Source organism: Bacteroides sp. Marseille-P8574 (genome assembly GCF_902825465.1).
In the GTDB taxonomy this organism is placed as follows: domain Bacteria; phylum Bacteroidota; class Bacteroidia; order Bacteroidales; family Bacteroidaceae; genus Bacteroides; species Bacteroides uniformis.
In genome coordinates, this window is record NZ_CADEBE010000001.1 from 1961793 (window position 1) to 1987709 (window position 25917).

Below are 25917 nucleotides of genomic sequence, written 5' to 3' on the forward strand. Positions count from 1 at the left end.
CCTTGTACTTCCTCATACACCCGATTCCACAAAACCTCTTACCTTTGACCTCAGAATTACAATCTAAAGTCAAAGAACTATGAAGCATTTTTCCCCCTTGTGGTCTCTGATTCCCGGTGCAGCCCTGATAGCGGGATGCGGAAGCCAACCTAAAGACAAGACTTCGGAGCACTCGCCGCAGAAGCCCAATGTAGTATATCTGATTGCTGATGACCTGGGTATCGGCGACCTGAGCTGCTACGGTGCCACCAAAGTAAGCACTCCCAACATCGACCGCCTTGCCGGACAAGGCATGCAGTTTACCAACGCTTATGCCACTTCTTCCACCAGCACCCCTTCCCGCTTCGGCCTGCTGACAGGCATGTATCCCTGGCGACAGAAGAATACCGGCATTGCTCCGGGCAATTCCGAACTCATCATCGATACCGCCTGCGTCACTATGGCTGATATGTTCAAGGAAGAAGGCTACGCCACTGCAGCAGTGGGCAAGTGGCACCTCGGCCTGGGTCCTAAAGGCGGTACAGACTTCAACCACTCCATCAAACCGAACACCCAAGACATCGGCTTTGACTATGAATACATCATCCCCGCTACCGTCGACCGCGTTCCCTGCGTCTTTGTAGAGAACGGACATGTAGTGGGCCTCGACCCCAACGACCCTATCACAGTGAGCTACGACCACAAGGTCGGTGACTGGCCCACCGGTCTCGAAAACCCCGAACTCGTCAAGATGAAACCCAGCCAAGGGCACAATAACACCATCATCAACGGCATCCCCCGCATCGGCTGGATGACCGGCGGTAAATCCGCCCTTTGGACAGACGAAGACATTGCCGACGTGATTACAGACAAGGCCAAGAACTTCATCACAGCCCATAAAGACGAACCTTTCTTCCTTTATATGGGTACGCAAGATGTACATGTTCCCCGCGTGCCACATCCACGTTTCGCCGGCAAGAGCGGTTTGGGCGTACGTGGCGACGTCATCCTCCAGCTGGACTGGACTGTGGGTGAAATCATGCACACCCTGGACAGCCTCGGCATTGCCGACAACACTATTTTTGTATTCTGCAGTGACAACGGTCCCGTCATAGACGACGGCTATCAGGACCAGGCACACGAACTGCTGAATGGCCATACTCCCATGAAGCACTACCGCGGTGGGAAGTACAGCGCTTTCGATGCCGGTACCCGCATTCCCTTCATTGTACGCTGGCCCAATGGCATCAAGCCCGGCAAACAACAAGCCCTCTTCTCCATGATTGATGTATACGCTTCATTCGCCGCCCTGCTGAACCATCCGCTGGAAGCAGGCATCGCTCCCGACAGCCGCGACCAGCTCAACAACTTCCTGGGAACCGATACTGCCGGATGTGACTATATTGTACAACAGAATCTGGACAATACACTCTCCATTATCCAGGGAGACTGGAAATACATAGAGCCCAGCAACAAACCGGCACTGGAGTACTGGACGAAAACAGAAATGGGAAACGCCCCACAGCCTCAACTGTACAATCTTTCCATCGATCCGTCCGAAAAAGACAATGTGGCAGAAGCTCATCCGGACAAGGTAAAAGCCCTCTCCATCCTACTGAAAGAGGTGAAGGAAGCAAAGAATCAAAGCGAAAGGAGATAAAAGTACAAGAGTGTGGTTGCTCGCAAGTTTTGTACGAATTCGTACTTTTTGCGAACTATTAACTAAGGCATTTGTATATTCCATCTCCTACATTTGCGATGTGATTCAACTCTAAAGTGAGTACAAAACGAAGAAACAGCCTTTATTAATAACTAATTAAATTAATATTTATGAAACAGAAAGTAACCTTTATGCTACTTGCAATGCTCTTTTGCTGTGTACTCGGTATACACGCACAGACTGGAGGCCAAGTAAGCGGTAAAGTTGTTGACGCCATGGGAGAATTACCCGGTGTCAGCGTTGTTGTGAAAGGAACCACCAACGGAACTACTACTGACCTGGAAGGAAAGTTCACATTGGGTAACGTAAAATCCTCCGATATCCTTCAATTTTCTTTTATTGGATACAAGACCCAAGACATCAAAGTAGGTGAGCAGCGGACATTCAATATCACATTGGAAGAAGATGCCCAGGCATTGGATGAGGTGGTTGTTGTGGGATACCAGGAAGTTCGTAAGAAAGACTTGACCGGTTCTGTATCCAAAGTCAACATGAGCGACTTGCTCAAGACTCCTTCTGCGTCTTTCGACCAGACATTGGGCGGCCGTATCGCTGGTGTAAACGTAAGCTCAGGTGAAGGTATGCCTGGCGGTACGATGACCATCACCATCCGCGGTAACAACTCGCTAACACAAGACAATACCCCACTTTATATCATCGATGGTTTCCCAGTGGAAGATGCACGCGTAGCAGCTGCTATCAACCCAAACGACATCGAATCGACTGATGTATTGAAAGATGCATCGGCCACAGCCATCTATGGTGCGCGTGGTGCCAACGGTGTCATTATCATCACCACCAAGCAGGGAAAAGTAGGTAAACCACAACTCAGCTATGACGGCAGCTTCGGTATCTCCACCGTTACTAAAAAGCTGGACATGATGGATGCTTATGATTACGTGAAACTACAACTCGAAGTAGATCCTACCCGTGCCACTGAAAAATACCTTCCGCTATACGAGGGACATCAATGGACGCTGGACGACTACCAAGGCATTGCCCAAAACAACTATCAAGACGAAATTTTCCGCACTGCATGGCAGCAAAACCATAATGTTCGTCTGTCCGGCGGTTCGGAAGGTATACGCTACAATGCATCCCTTTCTTATTACGACCAAGATGGTATCCTGCTCAACTCCAATTACGAGCGTCTGCAAAGCCGTCTGAATACTTTGGTAAAACGCGGTAAGCTGACCATAAACTTCAATTCCAACTTCTCTCGTTCCATCCAGAGTGGCTCATCTCCTTCTTCAAGTTCTTACTCCGGCATGAATAACCTCTTCTATAGTGTATGGGGGTATCGTCCGGTTAACTACCCCGGTAAGTCTCTTGACTCTCTGCTGAATGATCTTGTGGACGATGACATAGATGCATCGAACGACTACCGTTTCAACCCCATCGCCGACCTGAAGAACGCTTACCGCAAGTACTACGTCAACAATCTTCAGCTAAATGGCTACGTAGAATATGAGTTTATCAAGGGGCTGAAACTGAAAGTGTCCGGTGGATGGACTTATGACAACCGCCATTCAGATACCTTCAACAATTCCAAGACCCGTTACGGTGGTCCTACATCTACCGACAAAGTGAATGCAGAAGTAGTGCGCCAGCAACGTTTGACGTGGTTGAATGAAAACATCCTGACCTATCAGACTAACTTCAAAAGCAAGCACTTCCTGAATGCATTGCTCGGTGTGACATTACAGAACTCTGACTATGAATATTACTCATTACGCATGAAGCAGATTCCCAACGAATCACTAGGTATGGCAGGCATGAGCCAAGGTACTTTTGACAAGAGTACTTCCACGTTGTCTTCCTGGTCTATGCTGTCTTATCTGGGACGTGTGAACTACAACTATAAATCCAAATATTATGCCACTGCTTCATTCCGTGCCGACGGTTCCTCTAAATTCAGTAAGAAAAACCGTTACGGCTACTTCCCCTCAGGCTCACTGGCATGGAGCTTCTCCGAAGAAGAATTCATGAAGGACTACAAGAAATGGCTTTCAAGTGGTAAGCTTCGCCTGAGCTGGGGGCTTACGGGTAACAACCGTATCGGTGAATACGACTACCTTGCCTTGCTGGACATGATTAAAAGCCATGCCACTACCAGCATGAATAACACAGTATATCCTTTTGACGGCAATAACGCCAACGTCGGTGTAGCCCCCATCTCTCTACCCAATGAGGACTTAAAATGGGAAACCACCGAACAGTGGAACTTGGGTCTTGACCTGGGATTCTTTGACGAACGTATCAGCTTTACTGCCGACCTCTATCGCAAAACTACGCGCGACTTGTTGCTGGATGCCACTCTTCCTTACTCTTCGGGTTATCTGACAGCCATGAAAAACATCGGTAAGGTGCGCAATGACGGTATTGAATTGACTTTGAACACAGTGAATATAGACAATAAAGACTTCAAATGGAGCAGCAACTTCAATATCTCCTTTAACAAGAACAAAGTGTTGGAACTCGCTGAAAACCAAACCAGTTTATTGAGCACTGCCACTTTTGACCAGAACTTTAACAGCCAGCCCAACTACATTGCCAAGATAGGCCAACCGATGGGTATGATTTACGGCTATATCTACGAAGGCACTTACAAGTACGATGACTTTGACAAAAGCGGTAGCAGTTATACGCTGAAAGGCAACATTCCCCACTACGTGAGCGAAAGCAATACACAGCCCGGTATGCCAAAGTACAAAGACTTGAACGGTGACGGCATCATCGACACTAACGACCGTACCATGATAGGACGCGGTCTGCCCATCCATACCGGAGGTTTCACCAACAACTTCGAATATAAAGGCTTTGACTTAAGTGTATTTTTCCAATGGAGCTATGGCAATGACGTTCTGAATGCCAACCGTCTGTTCTTCGATAGCGGTTTCCAAAAGAAACGTGAGCTGAACCAATATGCCAGCTATACCAACCGCTGGACACCGGAAAACCCGAACAGTGATATTCCGGCAGCCACCAACTCAAGTTCTAACCTCGTGATTTCTTCACGTGTAGTAGAAGATGCCTCATTCCTGCGACTGAAAACTGTAACATTGGGCTATACCGTACCAAAAACTTTCCTGAAGAAGTATAAGATTGATAATGCACGCTTTTATATAGCTGCACAAAATCTTTGGACCATCACCGGATACTCCGGGTACGACCCTGAAGTATCTATCCGTAGCGGAGGTCTGACTCCGGGACTCGACTTCTCGTCTTACCCACGTGCACTCTCCGTAAGTTTCGGTATCAATTTAGGTTTCTAATCCCATTAAAGCACTGAAATATAATATGAAAACAATAAAAACAATAATACTATCTTTGACTTGTCTGGCTATGGTCTCCTGCGATTTTCTGGACAAAGAACCTACTAAGCTGACTCCCGACAATTACTTTAATAATGCGGATGAAGCTCTCTCATTCCTGACCTCTGTATACGCCCCACTGACCTCACAGAACTTCTACGGAAACGAATACATGTTCATGACGGGTGCTGATGACTTGTCCCATTATGGTGGTGGTCGCAATCCGCAAACCAGCGGTGCGATTGCCTGTAACAATGCCAATTCAAGTTCACCGCAATTCAGCAATCTTTGGCAAACACTCTATACGGGTATCGACCGTGCCAATACGTTTCTTGAGAATATTGACAAAAGCAAAGACATATCCGACAAATTGCTCCTGCAGTACACAGCAGAAGCACGTTTCATGCGCGCTTACTACTACTTCACACTGGTACAAGGCTGGGGAGACGTTCCCTTCAAGACAACTTCCACCAGTAGTGTAACGGGACTTGACATTCCCCGTACAGACAAGCAGACTATCTATGATTTCATCACCACCGAAATGTCTGAATGCGCTGAGGGTCTTGCCACAGCCGCAGAACTAGGCTACAAGCCGGGACATGTTTCACGTTCTGCAGCATGGGGTATTCTGGCACGTGTCTATTTATTCCGTGCCGGCGAGCATTTCCGAGACAATGCCAACGGAGACGCTACAGCCATTCAAAATTATTTCAAGCAAGCCAGCACCTATGCACAAAAAGTAATGGGCGAAGGACATGGCTTAGCAGCCAACTACTGGGATGTATTCATCGACCTTTGTTCTAACCAATACAATACTACAGCCAATGAAAGTATCTGGGAGGCAGAGTTTGCCGGAGACTATACTTCCGAAGTCAGAGCAGAAGGACGTATCGGAAACCTGATAGGCATCAAATGTCCTGACGAATCCAACGATCAATCTTTAATAGACGCTAAAGATCCCGGATTTGGCTACGCATACTTCTGGTCAACTCCGAAACTATATGAACTCTACAAGGATAATGGAGACATCAACCGTATGAACTGGAATATTGCGCCATTCGAATACGTGGAGGCCGTAAGCAAGAAAGGCGTTACAGGACGCCAATTCGAGTACGGTAAGCTGGAAGAAGTGAAAAACCAATATTGGGATGTGTCTTACAGCTATGGCGAAGGTGATTCTTCCAAGAAAACGGGAGATTACGAGAAAACCGAAGCCGACTCAGAAAAGAACTACTCACGTGCTTGCGGAAAATACCGCAGAGAATATGAGGCATACGGCACCAAAAAGAACAAGAACTACACTTCACTCAACTTCCCATTGTTACGCTATTCGGACGTATTACTGATGGTGGCCGAAGCAGAGAATGAAATTAGCTCCTCTCCCACTACACTGGCTTACAAATGTTTGAACGACGTGCGTAATCGTGCCGGCATCGCTCCCTATGAAGAAGGAAGCCTCAGCAAAGAAGCCTTCCGTCAGGCAGTGAAAGATGAACGTGCTATGGAACTCTGCTTTGAACATACCCGCCGCTACGACCTTATCCGCTGGGGTGAATATGTGAAAAACATGAATGAATTAGCTCCCCGTGCCCTTCAAGGCGCCAATGCCAACTGGGCTACGGGACCTAGCTACAGCGTCTATACCTTCTTCCAGATAACAGACGCTTACAATTACTTCCCCATACCGGACAGTGAAATGTCAGTAAACAAAGCCATCACCCAGAATAATCCTGGTTGGTAATCGAATGAGTAAAACAAAGATAATCGTTCCAAATAAATGAATCATATCATGAAACTAAATAAACTATTGATAGCTATCAGCATTGCAAGTTTCACTTTTGCCTCCTGCGAAAGCGAATTCACTAAAGATGCAGAACTGGATGTAAATGTGGCAACCGGAAACGGTGTCAGTTTCGACGGTCAGACCATCACCGTAAAAAGCGGAACTCCGGTGGAGTTTCATTTCAAGGGTGACCCGGACTTCCTCACTTTTTACAGCGGTGAAGCCGGAAAAGAATATAAATACAGAGAACGTACTACAGTGGACGAAAGTGAAGTGGAAACTTCAACTTTGAAATTCAAGCTGACCCCACAATATGGAAATCCAGCAAACATACTCACCATGTATGTATCCTCCGACTTTCCCGGCATAGAAAAAGGGAACTTTGAAGCCGACTCCGTACTGGTGGAGCAACACGCTTGGGAAACATTGATCCCGGCTTCCGATTTCCCTACTGCAACCAAAGCACAAGACTTTGCCATAGACATGAAGCCCTATTTGGGCAAACGTATTGCCATAGCCATCTGCTATCGCGGTCAAACCAACAGTGTGGCACAAACGAAATTTACTTTTAGCGACATGCAGATATTGAACCAAATGTCCAAGGGACAAGAGACGACCTTCACCGCCGGATCTTTCGGCTTCACCCCCATCAACATGTTACACCGTCATAACTTGAGCGACCAGAAGAGTATGACTTCCAACCGTGCCTATGGCACAGTCACCAACAACACTTCCGGTATCTGGAACTTCAAGGACATGAACGCTTTCTTCATTCATAGTTCCAACGCCAATACTGAATTAAAATATAGCTGGCTGGTTTCCAATCTGTTTGTTGTCAACGCATGTTCCCCCGACGCAGGCACCGGATTGAAGAACGTTACCCAGAGTCTTGACTCTTATCAATATACCTACAAGACTCCCGGTACCTACACAGCCACCTTTGTAGCCACCAATGGAAACTACAAACAAGAATCTTCCGTGGTACGTGAATATAAAGTGATGGTAACCGAATAATGAAATAAAAACGTTCTATCAACACAAAACTTCTAACCTTAAGTATTTTTATAGACCTTAATCAATTAACTTTGTCAGGGAGGAACCGCGAGGCTCTTCCCTGATTCATAAATCCCCTAATATAACAAAGAATATCAACATGAAAACCCATAACATCAAACTCATTGCAGCAATTGCCTTGTGCATTACATTGACAGGTATTCGTGCCCATGCCTCCGACTTCAAGACCATCTACAACCGGATGTACGAAAAGTACCTCGACCGGAACCCATCGAAAGAAACTATTGGCGGACTGATGAAATCCCTCTCACCAGAAGGAGCATTCGTCACCCTCAACTATCGCGCTACCGATGGTTCCCCACGCAAGCATGTACAAAACCTCATCACCCTGGCCTGCGCCTACCAACATCCAGAGAACACATTCTACCATGACAAAACGCTGAAAGAGTCTTATCTTAAAGCGCTCCGCTTCTGGATAGACACCAACCATCAAGCCAAAAACTGGTGGTATCGTTACATCCCCTATCCCAAAGAACTATCTACCAGCGTAGTGCTGATGAGCCGCGAAATCAATGAAAATCCAGAACTTTTTGACAAGACCATCAAATACCTACGCTGGAGCTACGAGAATGCCGCCCCCTCACACATGACAGGAGCCAACGGCGCCGACATCATCATGGGGTCATTTGCTGCCAGCATCCTGACCGAGAACGAAAGCCAGATGGAAGACTTCAAAGAACGGATGACGCAACTGCTCACCATACAACCCTCCGAAGGCATACAACCTGACTATCTCTTCGGGCAACATTGCGGTCATGGACGGCAACTTTACTTCACCAGCTACGGCAAAGAATTCGTTAACTCCACCCTCGCTTATCTGGAACTCTGCAAGGATACCCGTTTCCAAAGCCCCGGACTGGAATTATTGCAACGCCTCTTCACCGACGGCGTACAATGGATATTCTACAACAAGCAGCATGACCCCAACAATGCAGGACGCTTTATCAGCAGCAACCAATACTCCTCTGCCATAAAAGTTCTGGCCGAAAGAATCTGCAAGTTGAGCAACTCCGATGCACGCAACAACATGAAGCAAGCACTGCAACACATCGGTGGAGACAACAGCCTGACGGGTAACCGCATGTTCTGGCGTTTCGACTACATGGTACACCGCCGCAACAATTATATGACCAGTTCACGCATGACCTCCACCCGTACCGTAGGCAACGAGGCCGGCAACGGTGATGGTGAGTTCAACTATTATGCCTCCAACGGAGTAAATTATCTTTTTGTCACCGGACACGAGTATGACGGCAATTTCTTTAAGATATTCAACAACCGCCAATATCCCGGCATTACTGCCGAACAAGACAATGCCCCCCTTCCCATTCCCGATTGGGGTGAAGGCGGCAATAACGGAAACTGTTTTGCCGGAGGTGTCAGCGACAGTCTTTATGGAACCTGCGGCATGATTTTAGACCGCCGCGGATTACAAGCTCACAAAGCCTGGTTCTATTTCGATGAAGAATTTGTATGCCTTGGGGCAGGCATCTGCAACGCCAAAGGAAAAGCCGAAGTATTCACCACTCTCAACCAATGTAACCGCAACGGGAAGGTACAGTACATGACAAATGGGAAAAAACAGACTCTGAAGAACGGCTCCATACAGACCGTTGCAGACTGGATACTCCACGGACAGACCGCCTACTTCAATCTGCTGCCCCAAACCGAGTACAAAATAACTTGTGATACGGCACTGTTCAGTTTGAACGCCAATCACGGCATCCGCCCGCAGCAAGGGAAATACGCCTACGTGGTACACCCAAGCATCCCTAGCACATCCGCTGCCGCAAAATATGCTGCAAAGTTGCCGATAAAAGTACTTGCCAATACGGAAAAAACACAAGCTGTACGTCATGAAAAATTAAGAATAACAGAAATCATCTTCTATCAACCAGGGGAACTGAAACTTGAAAATGGTGACATCCTTGCGACAGATACCCCTTGTGCCCTTTTGTGGAAGGAAAAAGAAAAAAGAATACATATCGCAAATCCACGTTGTGAATCGGAAAATCCTGAAAAAGCAACAATAACACTGATTCAAAACGGACAAGCCAAACAAATATTGCTTGAAATGCCGCAAAAAGAAGAAGCCGGAAAAAGTAGCACAGCTTCCTACTAGAAAGAAAAATATGTATCTTTGCAGCCATGAACGAGAACATATTACCTATCCACTTCGCCCCGCTACAAGGCTACACCGATGCCGTCTACCGGCGAGCGCATGCACGCATCTTTGGCGGCATAGAGACCTATTACTCTCCTTTCGTACGCATGGAGCACGGAGAAATCCGGCGGAAAGATGCCCGTGACATTGAGCCGGACCACAATCCGGGCCTGCACCTCATCCCCCAGCTCATTGCTCCGGATGCGGACAAGCTGGAGCACATAATGTCCCTTTTCATCGAAAAAGGATACCGGGAAGCGGACATCAATTTGGGTTGTCCTTTTCCGATGCTGGCCCGGCGCCACAATGGCTCCGGCATGCTGCCCTATCCCGAAGAAGTGAAAGCGCTGCTCTCCGAAGCCATCGACCGGCATCCCGACATCCGTTTCTCCGTGAAGCTGCGTCTGGGTTGGGAGCAGGCGGAGGAGTGTCTTGCCCTGCTACCGCTATTCAACGAACTCCCCCTCGCACACATCATCCTGCACCCGCGTCTGGGCAAGCAGCAATACAAAGGAGAGGTAGACCTGAAGGGATTTGAAGCTTTCTACAAAGAGTGCACCCGCCCTCTGTTCTACAACGGCGACCTGCATACCGTGGAAGATATCCGTTCTATCACCACACGGTTCCCCCGATTGGCAGGTATCGTCATCGGCCGCGGGCTGCTAGCCAATCCTGCTCTGGCGCTGGAATACAAGCAAGGAACCCCGATTTCTTCCGATGAAATGGCGAAAAAGGTGGGGCAACTGCACACCGAGGTCTTCAACGCCTATCAAGAGCTACTACAAGGCGGTGAGGCACAGTTATTAATGAAAATGAAAAGTTTCTGGGAGTATCTGTTACCGGACGGAGACCGCAAAGCGAGAAAGACCATTCATAAGACCAGTAAACTGGCAAACTATCAGTCAGCAGTAAGCAATCTGCTCGGAACATATTAAACAACCGTTTCCAGTATCTTTCTCTATAGGAGAGAAAGGCTAAGACTCCTATACCGAATACCCACAACACCCGGATGTATTCACCCAAAACATGGGGATGTATTACCCCAAAACATCCCCATGTTTTATAGTAAAACACCCGGATGTTATGGGGTAAAACATCCGGGTGTTGTGGGTATTCAGTATCAATGTCTAACCTATACTCTCCCTACCTCTTTAACTCTACCTCTAAGCTTGCAGCATCCCGGCAAGTAAAGCGCAACACTGTCTGCTTCTTGTCTGCCGACACCACCTTGCAATAGGGCGTCTCGGTAACCTTCCACTGTCCCTTCAAAGTAACGGTTACGGGAATCTCCTGACTCTCATTGTCAGTCCACGAGCGTGAATAGATACTGCGCTCAATACGTTTTCCGTCTTTGTCGAAAGCCTCGTCACTCGGACCGCGATACAAGGCCAGGTCGGGCTGGGAGACAGTCAGAAGAAGCTTGTCCTTATATTCGCGTATCATGACAAGGCACGATGTATCGGCTTTCTGCAACAATCCACCGTCGGGCAGAGTCTGCGGCGTCTCGAACAAGACGTAAGAAGTAAGACCGTCTGCCGGAGAGCGTACAATATGGGCGTTGCGGTCTTGCCGGAGAATCTTGTAAGTGGGTTTCTTGGCGAATGCCTTCAAAGCGGCAGCATCCGTGTGGGGCAGCACTGCATATTCGTAGGAAGCGCCTTTCGGGGCTTTGCCATGTTGCAATGTCAAGGACACCCAATCACCGGAAGTAGGCTTGGTGCTACGCTCGCCCACGGTCACTTGCGGAAAGTTCTTCTCGTACCGGGCAGCAGGGCGGGAGGCTTTGGAAATGTAATAACCTACGCCGTTAGGGTCTATATAAGTCTGTCCGTCACTCTGATAGGACTCCCAGTATTGACGGGTTTCGGGAGTGGTGGCGGCAAGCTGGAACACGGTAGTTTCCGTAGGATATTCGGTATTCAGGTTTTCGATGTCCGTACCGAGGCATACAATGGTGCCATCGAAGAAGTGGAACGACTTGCGGGCACGGTGAGAACCGTTATACTTATCATGTTCATGCAGCACCATACCGAAGTTACCGTTCAGATGTGCCTGGGACAAACCGCCGGCAAAAGCCTCATCGGAATAGAGCATCTCCTCCATACCGGAGAAGGTATCGACATTCAATACCCGGGCACGCAACTGGTCGAAAGGCAGATGGATGCTCGTGACACCCGGAATACGATTCCAGTCGAAACCGGCTTCCTGCCAGCCACTGGTGGCAAAAGTAACCATTTCATCGGGTTTTCCGGTAAGAATCTGCATGCTGCCATGTGCCAGATAACGGCCATAGAAGTTGGCGGGAAGATAGTGCTCGGCAGCCCAGAGATAACGGGAATGTCCGCGAACTACGGCAGCCCAGTTGTCACGACGCTGTACGGATACACAACCGTAACCCAAAGCCAGATTGCCTTGCGGGTCGGGTTCCGGACGGAAGCCTTGGGCTTCGAGCAACTTCTTCATTTCCAATTCGTGGCGGGTAGAAGCCTTCGGCAGATAGTCGGGCGCATTCTTGTCCGGAGCTTCTGTATAGGCAACCAGGCGCAGATAGGCAGCAGCCATTTCGGGGTCATATTTCTGCTTGCCATCCGGCGTACCGGCAATGGCCATCGTGGCATATTGGATAGGTATCAGGCTTCCTCCCCCGTTGGGATGGCGCCCGGACATGGAGAGAGGCCATTGCTTCAAGTTGCAATAGAAACGCATGGTGAGAAGCACTTTCTTCACCGTCTCGTGTGCCTGCTCGGACAGGCGGAACTCGGTACCACTCAGCAAGTAAATCATATTAGTGGCACCGTCCAGACCGCCCACTGCATAGGCAGGATAATTGTTGCAATGATGGAAGCAGGCACCGTCCTGCTTGAAAGAACCGGCCAGTCCCGGCGCAGGAAGGCAGCCTTTGTCCAGCCAACGGGAGAAGGAACGCAGGTATTGCAGTTTCTCCGGTGTATCTTCCATAATCAAGATGCTGGCTATGCGGCCTTGCAACTTGGTGTTGAACGTATCTATATCAATACCGTTGACGGCAGGTTCGGGATATACCTCATTGGTGATGGCATACCAGTTGAGCGTACGTACCGCCTCTTCCAGCTTACCAGCCTCACGCAACACGTCCTTCATCAAGAAATAAGACACAAACAGACCGCGCATACTATATCCGTAATGGTGAATATTTCCCCAGCAACTGCCGTAGGCAATACCCTGGTCGGTGGCGTTATCGTACATGGCGATGAATTTCTGCTTCAACTCGTGTTTCAGCGCCGCATCCTCCGCATTGTTGTAGGCGATGGCGATGCGTTTCATCAGGTTGAAATAGTCGCTTATCTCTATCCCCAGTCTGGAGAACATATCTTTGTCCCAATCGGGTACCATACGTTCGTATGCCTCGGAGTGACGTACGAAATAGATAGGACGTCCTGCTACCTTGCCGTTCTTGTAGGTAATCCGATAAAAATCATACTTCTTACGGATGGACTGCATCTCCTTCTCCGAAAGTGCGGAAGGCGTGTAGAGCATGTCGCGGAAACGTTTCTCCATAATCCGTATATCCTGCTTCTGCGCCTCGGTCACGTCTGTCAGAGGGATGTCCGGTTTCCACAAGGAGTGTTCGTAGATAATCAGCCAGTGGTTGGTGGTTCCCTTATTTACAAACGGTACCTGTAAGTCGGCAGTCTGCTGGCGGGCATCCACCTTGCTGGCAGTAATCAGATGGTCGAAAAAGAGTTTCCCCTTCACGTCGGGGGCTACAATTCGGATTTCGTCCATCCCTTCTTCCGGGGTACCTTGCATATCGCGTTCATAACATACCCATGCTCCGCGCCAACCGGTGAAGTTGATGCCAAAAGGAAAAGAGGTGCATACCTTGCCATCCTTCAAGAACTCAAACCGAATCTGCTTGTCCTGGGCCTGCTCATTGTACACCCATACGATGAAAGCCGAAAGATAGGTGTCTTTCCCCGTCGGGTCTTTCTTCTCAAACTTCAAGTCTTTCTTGATGGACAGTGCGGCACCCGGCTCGAAAGTCCAGCTCAAACTGTGGTCGCCGTCCCTATAATGTTCGTCGCTAATGCCCAACTGCGAACCGGCTGCCGTAGTGACAAACGCCGGAACCTGTCTCTCCTCAAAAGAAAGCAAACGCTCATTCTTCACGATTTGCGCATGTACACTGCCCGGCAGCAACATGCAAACGAGCGCTGCCGCTCCTATTTTCCATTTACTGAATTGCATCATGGCTGTTTATTTAAGGTTATCGATATTTGCTACTTGGAAATCTGCAAAAGAAGTTGTAACCGCATATTCCAATGCATTAGTACGGCACAAAGAAACCCCTCTTTTTGGAAAAGGGGGGGCATAAATCGTACAGAAGAAGGATAAAATAATGATTGAGGCGGATTTCTGCCCCAGCTTCATCAGGGATGAAGTTCTTCGAAAGCCTTGTTTTCCTCTTGTACCGCCTGAATGGTTTCTTCCAGTTCACTGATAGGGAGGTCGAAGTTGTACCAGTCGTTATAGCAGTCGGTGACATACCACTTGCCATCCGTCAGTTCAAAGACCACACGAAGGGAAGGTTCTGATTCATCATAGCCTGCTTCGAACTCTTTATGGGCAGGTTCATCGACAGTGAAATGAGATATATAGGTGCCTCCCTCCTCTTCGGTAATACGTCCTTCCTTCAGCGTTTCCTCGTCCAGCAATGCCCACTTCTCGCGGGTGAAGGGAAAAGTCTGCTCCGTCTCGCCGTCATCCTTCAAGAGGGCGATGGGAGACTTCAAAGGAAACTTGATTCGGGAATACTGGAATGAGGCACTGGACGTGAATTTCCGGAGGAATGTCTTGAAATCCTCCTCTTCGGCAGCCAGACCATTGAAAGTCGTCAGCATGAGTGCCGCAAACAGACAAAAAACAAAGCGGATAGCCTTCATATACTCGGATTATTTTTCAACGCACAAAGATAATATAAAAGTGATAAAATGCTAAGGCCATGGGGCGATAATTATTATCATCTATGCCTCAGATACTCGTAACCGAACCGGCAGCGCAAGCAGTCTTTCTTGTCGCAATATTCCTTTTGAAGTTGAAGCAGAGCCTGCGAGTCAGCAGCGGTAGATACCGGCAGGCCGGCACCATCCCAAAGTCGGGTTACGTGATTGTTTTCGGCCTTCAAGGATTCAAGGAAACGGGTGGCACGGTCACACAAAACGTCATCAGCCTTGTGCAGGCCGTATGCATAAAGAAACGGGATGACCGTATTGATAGCAATCAGATTCAAGGCACCGTCCCCTACCCGCTTTTCCCTCCGGGGTGAAACTTTTCTGAAATTGAAGTGCTCTTCCCAATACACGGAAGTATTGGCAGCCAGTATCTTCTTCACCGCTTCCAGCGTTTCCGCCTCCATGATACGTGAGAAGAGTGCCTGCTCCTTATAATACAGACTGGCAAGCTGCGCCAGACGTACATGCGGAAAGTTATCGGGACGAAGACGCAGAAATCGCCACTGCTCAACGGACATGGGAGCTGGCAGCTCGAACTTGCGTTGCAGGTAGCGGAATTCTTTCTGAAGTTTCAAATAATAATCATCCGCCTCCGCTGGGACCTCCTCCAGCAGGCCTGCCTGCCCCAGGAAGAAAGCCTCCACTTGAAACAGACTGTCCCGATGCTTGTCTACGGCGCGGAATGGAAGGCGGTTTGCCCATGCCTCGAAAGCATCCCCATTCAGCCCGAAGCCGAAGTTACGAGCAAGAGTAATGAAGAAAACATCCTCCCAATGATGATTGCAGCGTTCGAGCCGCTGGGATATGACATGTGCTTTCTGCTCAAAACGCTCTACCTGCAAAGCGGACAGCCAGGAGTGGACGGTCAGCTTCGGAAGGGAGGCAAGGATGGAATAACAGGGAGGATAAATCTCTGTCTGCCGAAGCTCTTCATAGCGCAAACGGACAGTGTCGGGGCAGGTGAGCACCATCTGGGGAACCAGCTCACCGTTCGTGCGGTACACATCACAATTCGATTCGCCCACTACATGCAGAATGACAGTATCATACGCCTTGTCACAGTCGTGCCTATGGAGCAGCCACTCTGATGCCTGCGTATGCACTTCGACGTTGCCCACCCAAAGCGTACCGTCTATTTTCAGTTTGGCATTAAAGAAATCGGGGCCTGCATTCATGTTCGGCAAACCGGGATCTATCACTTCTACCGGCCGGCCGGAGGTTGTTTGGAGTGCTGACAAAGGAAATATTTTGTGCTTCCAAACATAATGCAGTAGTTGTTCCATGTTAACAAGACGTTAATGTTGAGTACAAATGTAAGAAAAAGATTATCTTTGCGACCTATAGTTTGTTGATAAACTAAATAAAAACAGATAGAAACAATGAAAATCGCATTAATCGGCTACGGAAAAATGGGCAAGGAAATCGAGAAAATAGCCCTTGGCCGCGGACACGAAATTGTAAGCATCATCGATGTCGACAATCAGGAAGACTTTGAATCGGCAGCCTTCAAGAGCGCCGACGTTGCCATAGAGTTCACCAATCCCATGGTTGCATACAATAACTATATGAAGGCATTCCAGGCCGGAGTCAAATTGGTATCCGGCAGTACGGGATGGATGGCGGAACATGGAGACGAAGTGAAGAAGCTTTGCACCGAAGGTGGCAAAACACTGTTCTGGTCGTCCAACTTCAGCTTGGGAGTAAGCATATTCTCTGCTGTCAACAAGTACCTCGCAAAGATAATGAACCAGTTCCCTGCCTATGATGTGACAATGAGCGAAACGCACCACATCCACAAGATGGACGCTCCGAGCGGTACGGCCATCACGCTTGCCGAAGGTATTCTGGAGAATCTCGACCGTAAGGACAAATGGGTAGAAGGAACTTTCCAGGCTCCCGACGGGACTGTCTCGGGCTCTACGGAATGTGCAGCCAATGAGCTGCCCATAAGTTCTATCCGCGAAGGAGAAGTACCGGGCATCCACAGCATCCGCTACGACTCCGAAGCCGACAGCATCACCATCACCCACGATGCCAAGAATCGCAGGGGATTTGCCTTGGGAGCTGTCCTTGCTGCCGAATATACCGCCAAGCACGAAGGTGCTTTGGGAATGAGTGACTTGTTTCCATTTTTAAAAGACTAAGACATCATGAGAAAAGCAACACGCACCCAATGGATTAAATTCAGTATAGTCACCCTGCTCTACCTTGCCTTTCTGGTTTGGGTAAAAAGCTGGCTGGGGCTGATTGTACTACCTTTCATTTTTGACATCTACATCAGTAAGAAGATACCCTGGGGGTTCTGGAAGAAATCGGAGAATCCTGCCGTACGCAGCATCATGAGTTGGGTGGATGCCATCGTATTTGCGCTGGTAGCCGTCTACTTCGTAAATATCTATGTGTTCCAGAATTATCAGATACCGTCTTCCTCATTGGAGAAATCCTTGTTGGTAGGCGATTTCCTTTACGTCAGCAAGATGAGTTATGGCCCGCGCGTACCGAATACGCCGCTTTCCATGCCGCTGGCACAACATACACTGCCGGTATTCAACACCAAATCGTACATCGAATGGCCCCAATGGAAATATAAACGTGTACCGGGCTTCGGCAAAGTGAAACTGAACGACATTGTGGTGTTCAACTTCCCGGCAGGCGACACGGTAGCCACCAACTTCCAGCAGACAGATTTCTATACCCTTGCTTACGAAGAAGGAAAACGCGTGTATCCCAACAAAGTGAATATGGACAGTCTGACACGCAAACAGCAACGTACCGTCTATGATTTGTACTACAATGCCGGACGTAACCTCATCCGTTCCAATCCGAGAATGTACGGTGACATTGTCATACGTCCCGTCGACCGTCGTGAAAACTATGTAAAACGTTGCGTAGGCCTACCCGGCGATACATTGCAAATCAAGAAGGGACAAGTATACATCGACGGCAAAGCTATCGAGAACCCTACAGAAATGCAGTTCAACTACTTTGTACAAACAACGGGGCCCTATATCACCGATGATATGTTCCGTGAACTGGGCATCAGCAAAGAGGACCAGACACTGATGACTGACGGTCTGGGCTGGGAAGAGAATCTGATTGAAATGGGATTGGACCGCCGGGATGCCCAAGGCAGGCTGGCACCGGTCTATCATCTTCCGCTCACTAAAAAGATGTACGAGACCCTTTCGGGCAACAAGAAACTCATCAGTAGTATTATCATCGAACCGGGAGAATTCTCGGGACAGATGTATCCGCTGAACCTTTACACCCAATGGGACCGCAACAACTACGGCCCAATCTGGATTCCTGCCAAAGGCGCCACCATCAAGCTGACCGAGGATAACCTGCCCATCTACGAACGCTGCATCGTTGCCTATGAAGGCAACAAACTGGAAGTCAAGGAAGACGGCATCTACATCAACGGTGAAAAGACCGACTCCTATACTTTCAATATGGACTACTACTGGATGATGGGCGACAACCGCGACAAGTCCGCCGACTCCCGATACTGGGGTTTTGTGCCGGAAGACCATGTCGTAGGAAAGCCTATCGTAGTATGGTTGTCACTGGACAAAGACCGCAGCTGGTTTGATGGCAAGATACGCTGGAACCGGATATTCAAGTGGGTGGACAACATTAAATGAAAAAAGGGTGGAAGATAGCAATTACAATCGTTGGAGTGGCACTCGTCGTAGTGCTGCTTCGGGGTTGTGTGGCAACTTCCTATCTTATCCCTTCTTCCGGTATGGAGAACTCACTGTATCAGGGTGAACGTATTCTTGTAAACAAGTGGAGCTACGGTCTACGACTTCCTTTTATGAAGTTATGGGGATATCATCGCTGGGCGGACAGTCCGGTGCAGAAAGAGGATATTCTTGTATTCAACAATCCTGCCAATCTTTCAGAACCCGTGATCGACCGACGGGAAGTCTTTATCAGCCGTTGCATCGGTACTCCCGGAGATACCTTACTGATAGATTCGCTTTTTTCAGTGATTCCTTCCGAAAAGAATGCACCCGACCAGAAGTTTCTTTATTCTTACCCCAGGCAACGGGAACGACAGTTGGATTCATTGCTTTCCATCCTTTCCATCGCTCCCAACCAACTATTGGGACAGGACTCAATAAAGAATATACGTAGTTTCAGCCGCTATGAACACTACTTGCTGGAACAAGCCATGAACGGGAATTGCTGGATAGAACCGATTGTCAAGGAAGACTCCATGGAGATGTTGAAACCTCTGATAATCCCCGGCAAAGGCAAAACCGTACGCGTATATCCGTGGAACAAGACTTTGCTGCGGAATACCCTGGTACTTCACGAAAAGAAACAGGCCGAAATCAAGAACGACACCCTTTATGTGGAAGGCAAGCCCGTGCAGCACTGCCATTTTACCAAAGACTACTACTGGGTAGGTGCCAACAATGCCATCAATCTTTCGGACTCCCGCCTTTTCGGTTTCGTCCCCGAAGACCACATCATAGGCAAGGCGTCTGTCATCTGGTTCTCCAAAGAAAAGGGAACAGGACCTTTCAGCGGTTACCGATGGGGTAGGATATGGAAAAAAGTGGAATGACAAACAAATGAAAGAATAAAAATGAAAATACAAACAATGAACAGTAACTTCAATCGTAAATCGCAAATCATCTAATCGTAAATATACTGATGAAAACAGTTTTTCTTTCTTCCGCCTATTTGGCTCCCATAGAATATTATACCAAACTACTGGCATACGATAAAGTATTCATCGAACAGCATGACCACTATATGAAGCAGACTTACCGGAACCGTTGTACCATTGCTGCACCGGACGGTGAACTGGCCCTTTCCATCCCCACCGTCAAACCGAGCACCCTGAAATGCCCGATGCGCGATATACGTATTTCAGACCACGGTAACTGGAGGCATCTGCACTGGAATGCCATAGAATCTGCCTATAACCACACTCCCTTCTTCGAATACTACAAGGATGACTTCCGTCCCTTCTATGAACAGAAATATGAATTTTTAGCCGATTTCAACGAAGAACTTTGCCACCTCGTCTGTTCCTTGATAGACTTGCAACCGGATATGACACGTACTACCGGATACCGGACTGAGTTTGCTCCGCATGAGACAGATTTCCGCGAACGCATTCATCCGAAAAAGGATTTTGCCCTGGAAGATACAGAATTCTCACCACAACCTTATTATCAGGTGTTTCAAGAGAGACTCGGGTTTCTGCCCAACTTGAGCATCATAGACCTGCTGTTCAATATGGGACCGGAGAGTTTATTGATATTACAGAAGTCCATCACCTAAACAATAAGCACATATTTTCTGTACGATTGTAAATGCAGTGCAACAGATTATTCCGTATTTTTGCAATGTTAATCAAATAAAACACAACGTAATTTTAAATGAATGAATCATGAAAAACTTATTTGACATCAAAGACAAAGTAGTGGTTATAACCGGTGGAACGGGAGTATTGGGGAAAGCCATCGCCTTTCATCTGGCAGAAGAAGGTGCAAAGGTTGTTGTTTTAGGACGCAAGGCAGAAACAGGGGACGCCATTGCCAGAGAAATCAAGGCAAACGGTGGAGAAGCCATGTTCCTGACAACCGACGTGACGAACCGTGAACTGCTGGAACAGAACCTGGCTGATATTCTGAAAACCTATGGACGCATAGATGCCCTGCTGAATGCAGCCGGTGGAAATATGCCGGGTGCCACCATCGCGCCTACGGGTACATTCTTCGATTTGAAGATAGAAGAATTCCAACGGGTGCTGGAATTAAACCTGACCGGTACCGTACTGCCTACACAAGTCTTCCTCAAACCAATGGTGGAGCAGAAGGCAGGCGCTATTGTCAACTTCTCCAGCATGGCTGCTTTCCGCCCCATGACGCGCGTAGCTGGATATGCTGCCGCAAAAGCCGGTATCTCCAATTTCACAGCTTTCATGGCTACAGAAGTTGCCAAAAAGTTTGGCGAAGGTATTCGTGTAAATGCCATCGCACCCGGATTTTTCCTCACAGAGCAGAACCGTGCCCTGCTGACGAACCCGGATGGAAGCTACACGGAACGTGGGCAAGATGTGATCCGCCAAACTCCCTTCGGACGTATGGGCCGTGCAGAAGAGCTTTGCGGAACCATCCAATACCTCATCAGCGATGCTTCCAGCTTTGTCACCGGTACGGTGGCTGTAGTGGACGGAGGGTTCAACGCATTCGCGATGTAAATAGTAAATTGCAAATCATCAAACAATAAATAACATGATTCTTTGTGAACAAACCTGGCGCTGGTACGGTCCCAACGACCCGGTAAGCCTTTGGGACATCAAACAAGCCGGGGCTACCGGCATTGTAAACGCCTTGCATCATATTCCAAACGGGGAAATATGGACAGTAGAGGAAATCAAGAAACGGAAAGAAATGATTGAAGCCGTCGGTCTGCGCTGGTCTGTAGTAGAAAGTGTACCCGTACACGAACATATCAAGACCCAAACCGGAGACTTCCAGAAGTATATCGACAACTATAAAGAGAGCTTGCGTAACCTGGGCAAATGCGGCATTCACATTGTCACCTACAACTTTATGCCCGTACTGGACTGGACACGTACCGACCTCGCCTACGAACTACCTGACGGCAGTCGTGCCCTCCGCTTTGAACGTGCCGCCTTCATCGCCTTCGACCTCTTCCTGCTACATCGCCCCGGTGCAGAAGCCGAATACACTGACGAGGAAAAGACCAAGGCCCGTACCCGCTTCGAACAGATGACGGAGGCAGACAAACAACTGCTTGTACGCAACATGATTGCCGGACTTCCCGGTTCAGAAGAAAGCTTCACCCTGGAACAGTTCCAGCAGGAACTGGACCGCTACAAAGGCATCACTCCGGAACGCCTGCGTGCCAACCTGATCTATTTCCTGCAAGAAATCACTCCGGTAGCCGACGAAGCAGGTGTCATGCTCGTTATCCATCCAGACGACCCACCGTGCTCCATCCTCGGCCTGCCACGCATCATGAGCTGTGCTGCCGATTTCCAGGCACTGATTGACGCTGTTCCCAACAAGAGCAACGGCCTTTGCCTCTGCACCGGCTCACTCGGTGTAAGCAGTGCCAACGATTGTGCAGTCATCATGCAGCAATTTGCCGACCGCATCAACTTTGTCCATCTGCGCAGTACACAACGCGACGCCGAAGGCAATTTCTACGAAGCCAACCACCTGGAAGGAGACGTGGACATGTATCACGTGATGAAAGCCTTCCTTGAACTGCAACAACGCCGTGGTGTCTCTATCCCGATGCGACCCGACCACGGACACCAGATGGTAGACGACTTGAAGAAGAAAACCAATCCCGGCTATTCCTGTATCGGCCGTCTGCGCGGACTGGCAGAGCTTCGTGGACTGGAAATGGGTATAGCCAAATCGCTGTACGAATAAGGCACAAGATATAGCAAGCATAAGGAAAGAACAGGAAGCCCTCCGTCCGAAACTTCAAAGTTTCGGACGGAGGGCTTCCCTTTATAAGTTTTCTGCCATCAGCCGCCTCTTCTTAAGGCACTGTCTGCCGACATTTATTTACCTTCTTTTGCAGCAAGCACTTTCCATACAACGGCACTCAGCGCAGCACCCACAAACGGAGCTACAATGAACAGCCACAACTGAGAGAGAGCCTCGCCACCCTGGAACAGTGCCGGACCGATGCTACGGGCAGGATTGACAGAAGTTCCCGTAACAGGAATACAAACAATGTGCACTAATACCAACGTAAGACCAATGGCCAATCCTGCAAGATTACCCGCCCCCTTCTCGGAATCAGTAGAACCTAACACAACCAGCACAAAGATAAACGTGAACACAGCCTCTGCAATGAATGCCTGCAACATCATTCCGTCAGCAAACCCATTGGAACCGGTAGCCGTAGGACCACCATGAGCGCCCGTAGACACCAATGCATAAAGAATGGCAGAACCGATAACCGCCCCGATAACCTGAAACACCATATACATGGCTGCATCTTTCCCGCTCATCCTGCCGGACAACAGAACGCCCAGGGTAATGGCAGGATTAATATGACAGCCCGAGATTCCTCCGATAGCGTATGCCATCGCCACAACGGACAAGCCGAAAGCAAAAGCCACTCCCAGCGTTCCGACACCTGCACTAACCGCCCCCGCCGCACTTCCGGCAAAGACAGCACTACCACATCCCATCAGGACAAGAACCATTGTCCCGATCATTTCTGCTAAATACTTCTTCATGATAGTTTTTATTAAACATTGATTTCTGCAAAAATAAATATAAAAGATGAAAATCTGCCCAAACACGGCGGTAAAAACTCACCCATTACTACAAAACATCACTGCTTTGACTCTAACATCCAGCATATCTGCATCTTCCTTAGCCAACCCGAAGAAACTCAGAAATATAAGAAAACATATTGGCTTGTAAAGAGTACAAAGAAAGGGTGCAACCTCACGGCCACACCCTCCATCTACACTATCTTTGATAATAACCTAAAAGGAAACTTTATTTTCCTACATCATTTCAATTCAAAAGGAACCGTTCCCTTCACATCGGCTGCCGAAGCTGCTATGACAGCCTCGAACTTGCCCGGCTCGGCCACCCAAGCGTGCTGGGTGTCATCGAAGAAGCTAAGAGCCTCCTTATCAATGGTAAATGTGACTTCCTTTGTTTCGCCCGGAGCCAGTTTCACCTTTTGGAAACCTTTCAGTTCCTTGACGGGACGAGGCAGAGAGGACTTCTTGTCACTGATGTACAGTTGGACAACTTCCTGCCCTTCGCGCGCTCCGGTATTCTTTACAGAAACCTTCACGGTCAGCGTACCGTCAGCCTGCATGGTCTTGCTGTCGGCCGTCGGCTTGCCATATTCGAAAGTGGTATAGCTCAAACCGTGGCCGAAGGGGAACAACGGTTTCACCTTCTTCTGCTTATCGGCCCAACGGTAACCTACAAAAATACTTTCATTGTATTTGATGTCGATGATGTCCTTGCTCCGCTTGCCGGTATATTCACCCAGGCTGTGGGCCGGGCAATCCTCCAACTTCACGGGGAAGGTAAACGGAAGCTTGCCACTGGGATTCACATCCCCCATAAGGATAGCGGCGAGAGCACTACCGGCTTCGGAACCCAGATACCAGTCCTGAACGATAGCAGGCACTTCGTTCACCCACGGCATGGCAATGGCATTGCCGGAAATGTTGACAACAATCAGATTCTTGTTTGCCTTTGCCAGTGCAGAGATAACAGCATCTTGTCCGTAAGACAAACCCAGACCTTCACGGTCTGAATCCTCACAGTCCTGGCCGTTGCTTTTGTTCAAACCGCCGATGAAGATTACATAATCGGCATCCTGGGCTTCTTTCACGGCTTCGGCTATCAGTTCTTCGGGAGTGCGGTCATCCTTCAGGTTCTGTCCAGTCACCACACCATTATACTCACCGCTTGCATCGCCCACGTAGCCACGAGCATACACCACTTCAGCCTTGCCAGCCACACGTTGCTTGATACCGTCCAACGGAGAAAGCTCACGCTGCACCTTCAGCGAAGAACTGCCACCACCTACAGTCATCATCTTGATAGCATTTTCGCCCACTACCAGAATCTTTTTAGTCTGGTCCAAATCTATCGGGAGCACATTGCCTTTGTTCTGCAACAGTACGATGCCCTCCTCGCCGATGCGGCGGGCAGCCTCGTAATGCTCCGGAGAAAGCATACTTCCCCACGGACGGTCGGGATTCATCACCGTACGGAAGATAAGGCGCAGAATGCGGCGTACCTTGTCGTCCAGCTCCTTAGTACCGACCTTGCCTTCGCGTATGAGGTTCAGGTAGGGATTCGCCAGATAATAATTGTCGTATGCATTGCTGGCACCATTTGAAAGTCCGTTAGTCCAACTGCCGAATTCCATATCCAGCCCATTGGTAATGGCTTGCCGAGTATCGTGCGTGCCGCCCCAGTCGGAAATGACTACGCCGTCGAATCCCCATTCGCCCTTCAATATATCGTTTAATGTGTATTGGTTGTGGCAAAGATGTTGGCCTTTGTAAAGGTTGTAGGCACCCATGATGCTCCACGCTCCACCTTCCTGCACAGCCATCTTGAAGGCAGGCAGATAGATTTCATAAAGGGCGCGGTCGTCCACGATGACATTGGTGGTGTGACGGTTCACTTCGTGGTTGTTCAAGGCAAAGTGTTTCACGCAGGCAGCCACACCATTCTGCTGCACGCCCCGGATATAGGGCACTACCATCTTTCCGGCCAGATAAGGGTCCTCACCCATATACTCAAAGTTGCGTCCGTTGAGCGGTGTACGGTAGATATTGATACCAGGGCCCAGCAAGACCGATTTGTTGCGGTAGCGCGCCTCTTCACCGATACTCTGTCCGTAAAGGAGAGACATTTCGGGGTTCCAGGTTGCTGCCAGACAAGTCAAGGCAGGGAAAGCCACACAGGAGTCATTGGTGCATCCGGCTTGTTCCCACTCGTCCCACAACACATCGGGACGTATACCGTGAGGGCCGTCATCCGTCCATACATCGGGAATGCCCAGACGGGGTACACCCGCACTGCTGAACTTGCTTTGCGCATGAGTCAACTTCACTTTCTCTTCCAGGGTCAGACGGCTCAAAGCGTCTTCCACTCTTTCTTCAATAGGTTTGCTTGCGTCCAGATAGACGGGCTTCTGCTGGGCTGAAAGAGGCAGCGCGACAGCAGCCAGAACCAAACCGAATAATACTTTTTTCATTGTTGTACAATTTAAGTTGTTATATAATTTAAGTAAGTACTCATAATCAGTCCGTACTATTGACAATCCCCAGCAGACAAGGGAATATGACTTATCCCCCCACACATAGGAACTGAAATCCTTACAGTCGTATA

General features: G+C 48.8%; 17 protein-coding genes. 12 read left to right on the plus strand and 5 right to left on the minus strand.

The window, feature by feature from the left end; translation table 11 throughout:
- Positions 1-79 precede the first annotated feature (79 nt).
- The 6 genes from HUX74_RS08495 (at position 80) to HUX74_RS08520 (ending at position 10969) form a co-directional block, all read left to right on the plus strand.
- On the plus strand, positions 80-1639 hold the full coding sequence (locus HUX74_RS08495; protein ID WP_174646494.1) for an arylsulfatase: 1560 nt from the start codon (positions 80-82) through the stop codon (positions 1637-1639).
- Positions 1640-1830: 191 nt separating this feature from the next.
- On the plus strand, positions 1831-4974 hold the full coding sequence (locus HUX74_RS08500; RefSeq protein WP_254592863.1) for a TonB-dependent receptor: 3144 nt from the start codon (positions 1831-1833) through the stop codon (positions 4972-4974).
- Between the two features lie 25 nt (positions 4975-4999).
- Entirely contained in the window at positions 5000-6754 is a 1755-nt protein-coding gene (locus HUX74_RS08505; RefSeq protein ID WP_117599840.1) for a RagB/SusD family nutrient uptake outer membrane protein, read from the plus strand.
- Positions 6755-6802: 48 nt separating this feature from the next.
- A complete protein-coding gene (locus tag HUX74_RS08510) occupies positions 6803-7810 on the plus strand; it encodes a DUF5017 domain-containing protein (protein ID WP_174646496.1) in 1008 nt (335 codons plus the stop codon).
- Between the two features lie 139 nt (positions 7811-7949).
- Positions 7950-9992, plus strand: a complete 2043-nt coding sequence (locus HUX74_RS08515) for a polysaccharide lyase family 8 super-sandwich domain-containing protein (RefSeq protein WP_174646497.1) — start codon at positions 7950-7952, stop codon at positions 9990-9992.
- A gap of 26 nt (positions 9993-10018) precedes the next feature.
- Positions 10019-10969: a tRNA-dihydrouridine synthase family protein gene (locus tag HUX74_RS08520; protein ID WP_171030423.1), complete on the plus strand. Its 951-nt coding sequence runs from the start codon at positions 10019-10021 to the stop codon at positions 10967-10969.
- Positions 10970-11177: 208 nt separating this feature from the next.
- On the opposite strand, the gene HUX74_RS08525 is transcribed toward HUX74_RS08520, so the two are convergent.
- From HUX74_RS08525 to HUX74_RS08535, 3 genes are all read right to left on the minus strand, one after another.
- Complete coding sequence (locus HUX74_RS08525; RefSeq protein ID WP_174646498.1) at positions 11178-14264, minus strand: chondroitinase family polysaccharide lyase; 3087 nt, start codon at positions 14262-14264, stop codon at positions 11178-11180.
- Positions 14265-14443: 179 nt separating this feature from the next.
- Positions 14444-14956 carry a DUF4348 domain-containing protein gene (locus HUX74_RS08530; RefSeq protein ID WP_138345185.1) on the minus strand — a complete coding sequence of 171 codons (513 nt, stop codon included), beginning with the start codon at positions 14954-14956 and terminating at the stop codon, positions 14444-14446.
- A gap of 77 nt (positions 14957-15033) precedes the next feature.
- Positions 15034-16308, minus strand: a complete 1275-nt coding sequence (locus HUX74_RS08535) for a DUF2851 family protein (RefSeq protein WP_174646499.1) — start codon at positions 16306-16308, stop codon at positions 15034-15036.
- Positions 16309-16404: 96 nt separating this feature from the next.
- Here HUX74_RS08535 and dapB point away from each other — a divergent pair, with 96 nt between their 5' ends.
- The 6 genes from dapB to uxuA all read left to right on the plus strand — a co-directional run bounded on the left by dapB (position 16405) and on the right by uxuA (position 22455).
- Positions 16405-17169: a 4-hydroxy-tetrahydrodipicolinate reductase gene (dapB, locus tag HUX74_RS08540; protein WP_117599847.1), complete on the plus strand. Its 765-nt coding sequence runs from the start codon at positions 16405-16407 to the stop codon at positions 17167-17169.
- A gap of 6 nt (positions 17170-17175) precedes the next feature.
- Positions 17176-18669 carry a signal peptidase I gene (gene lepB / locus HUX74_RS08545; protein ID WP_117599848.1) on the plus strand — a complete coding sequence of 498 codons (1494 nt, stop codon included), beginning with the start codon at positions 17176-17178 and terminating at the stop codon, positions 18667-18669.
- Positions 18666-19601: a signal peptidase I gene (lepB, locus tag HUX74_RS08550; protein ID WP_117599849.1), complete on the plus strand. Its 936-nt coding sequence runs from the start codon at positions 18666-18668 to the stop codon at positions 19599-19601. The genes lepB (HUX74_RS08545) and lepB (HUX74_RS08550) overlap by 4 nt, the downstream gene beginning before the upstream one ends.
- An 89-nt stretch (positions 19602-19690) precedes the next feature.
- Complete coding sequence (locus HUX74_RS08555) at positions 19691-20326, plus strand: WbqC family protein (RefSeq protein WP_117599850.1); 636 nt, start codon at positions 19691-19693, stop codon at positions 20324-20326.
- A gap of 109 nt (positions 20327-20435) precedes the next feature.
- A complete protein-coding gene (locus HUX74_RS08560) occupies positions 20436-21248 on the plus strand; it encodes an SDR family oxidoreductase (RefSeq protein ID WP_117599851.1) in 813 nt (270 codons plus the stop codon).
- A gap of 34 nt (positions 21249-21282) precedes the next feature.
- Positions 21283-22455, plus strand: a complete 1173-nt coding sequence (uxuA, locus tag HUX74_RS08565) for a mannonate dehydratase (protein ID WP_174646500.1) — start codon at positions 21283-21285, stop codon at positions 22453-22455.
- Positions 22456-22589: 134 nt separating this feature from the next.
- Here the strand turns inward: uxuA and HUX74_RS08570 are convergent, their stop codons facing one another.
- Together HUX74_RS08570 and HUX74_RS08575 are read right to left on the minus strand one after the other, a co-directional pair.
- Entirely contained in the window at positions 22590-23276 is a 687-nt protein-coding gene (locus HUX74_RS08570) for an MIP family channel protein (RefSeq protein WP_022401890.1), read from the minus strand.
- A gap of 281 nt (positions 23277-23557) precedes the next feature.
- The gene (locus HUX74_RS08575) at positions 23558-25783 is read right to left on the minus strand and encodes a glycoside hydrolase family 3 C-terminal domain-containing protein (RefSeq protein WP_117964303.1); all 2226 of its coding nucleotides are present in this window, start codon (positions 25781-25783) and stop codon (positions 23558-23560) included.
- Positions 25784-25917 lie beyond the last annotated feature (134 nt).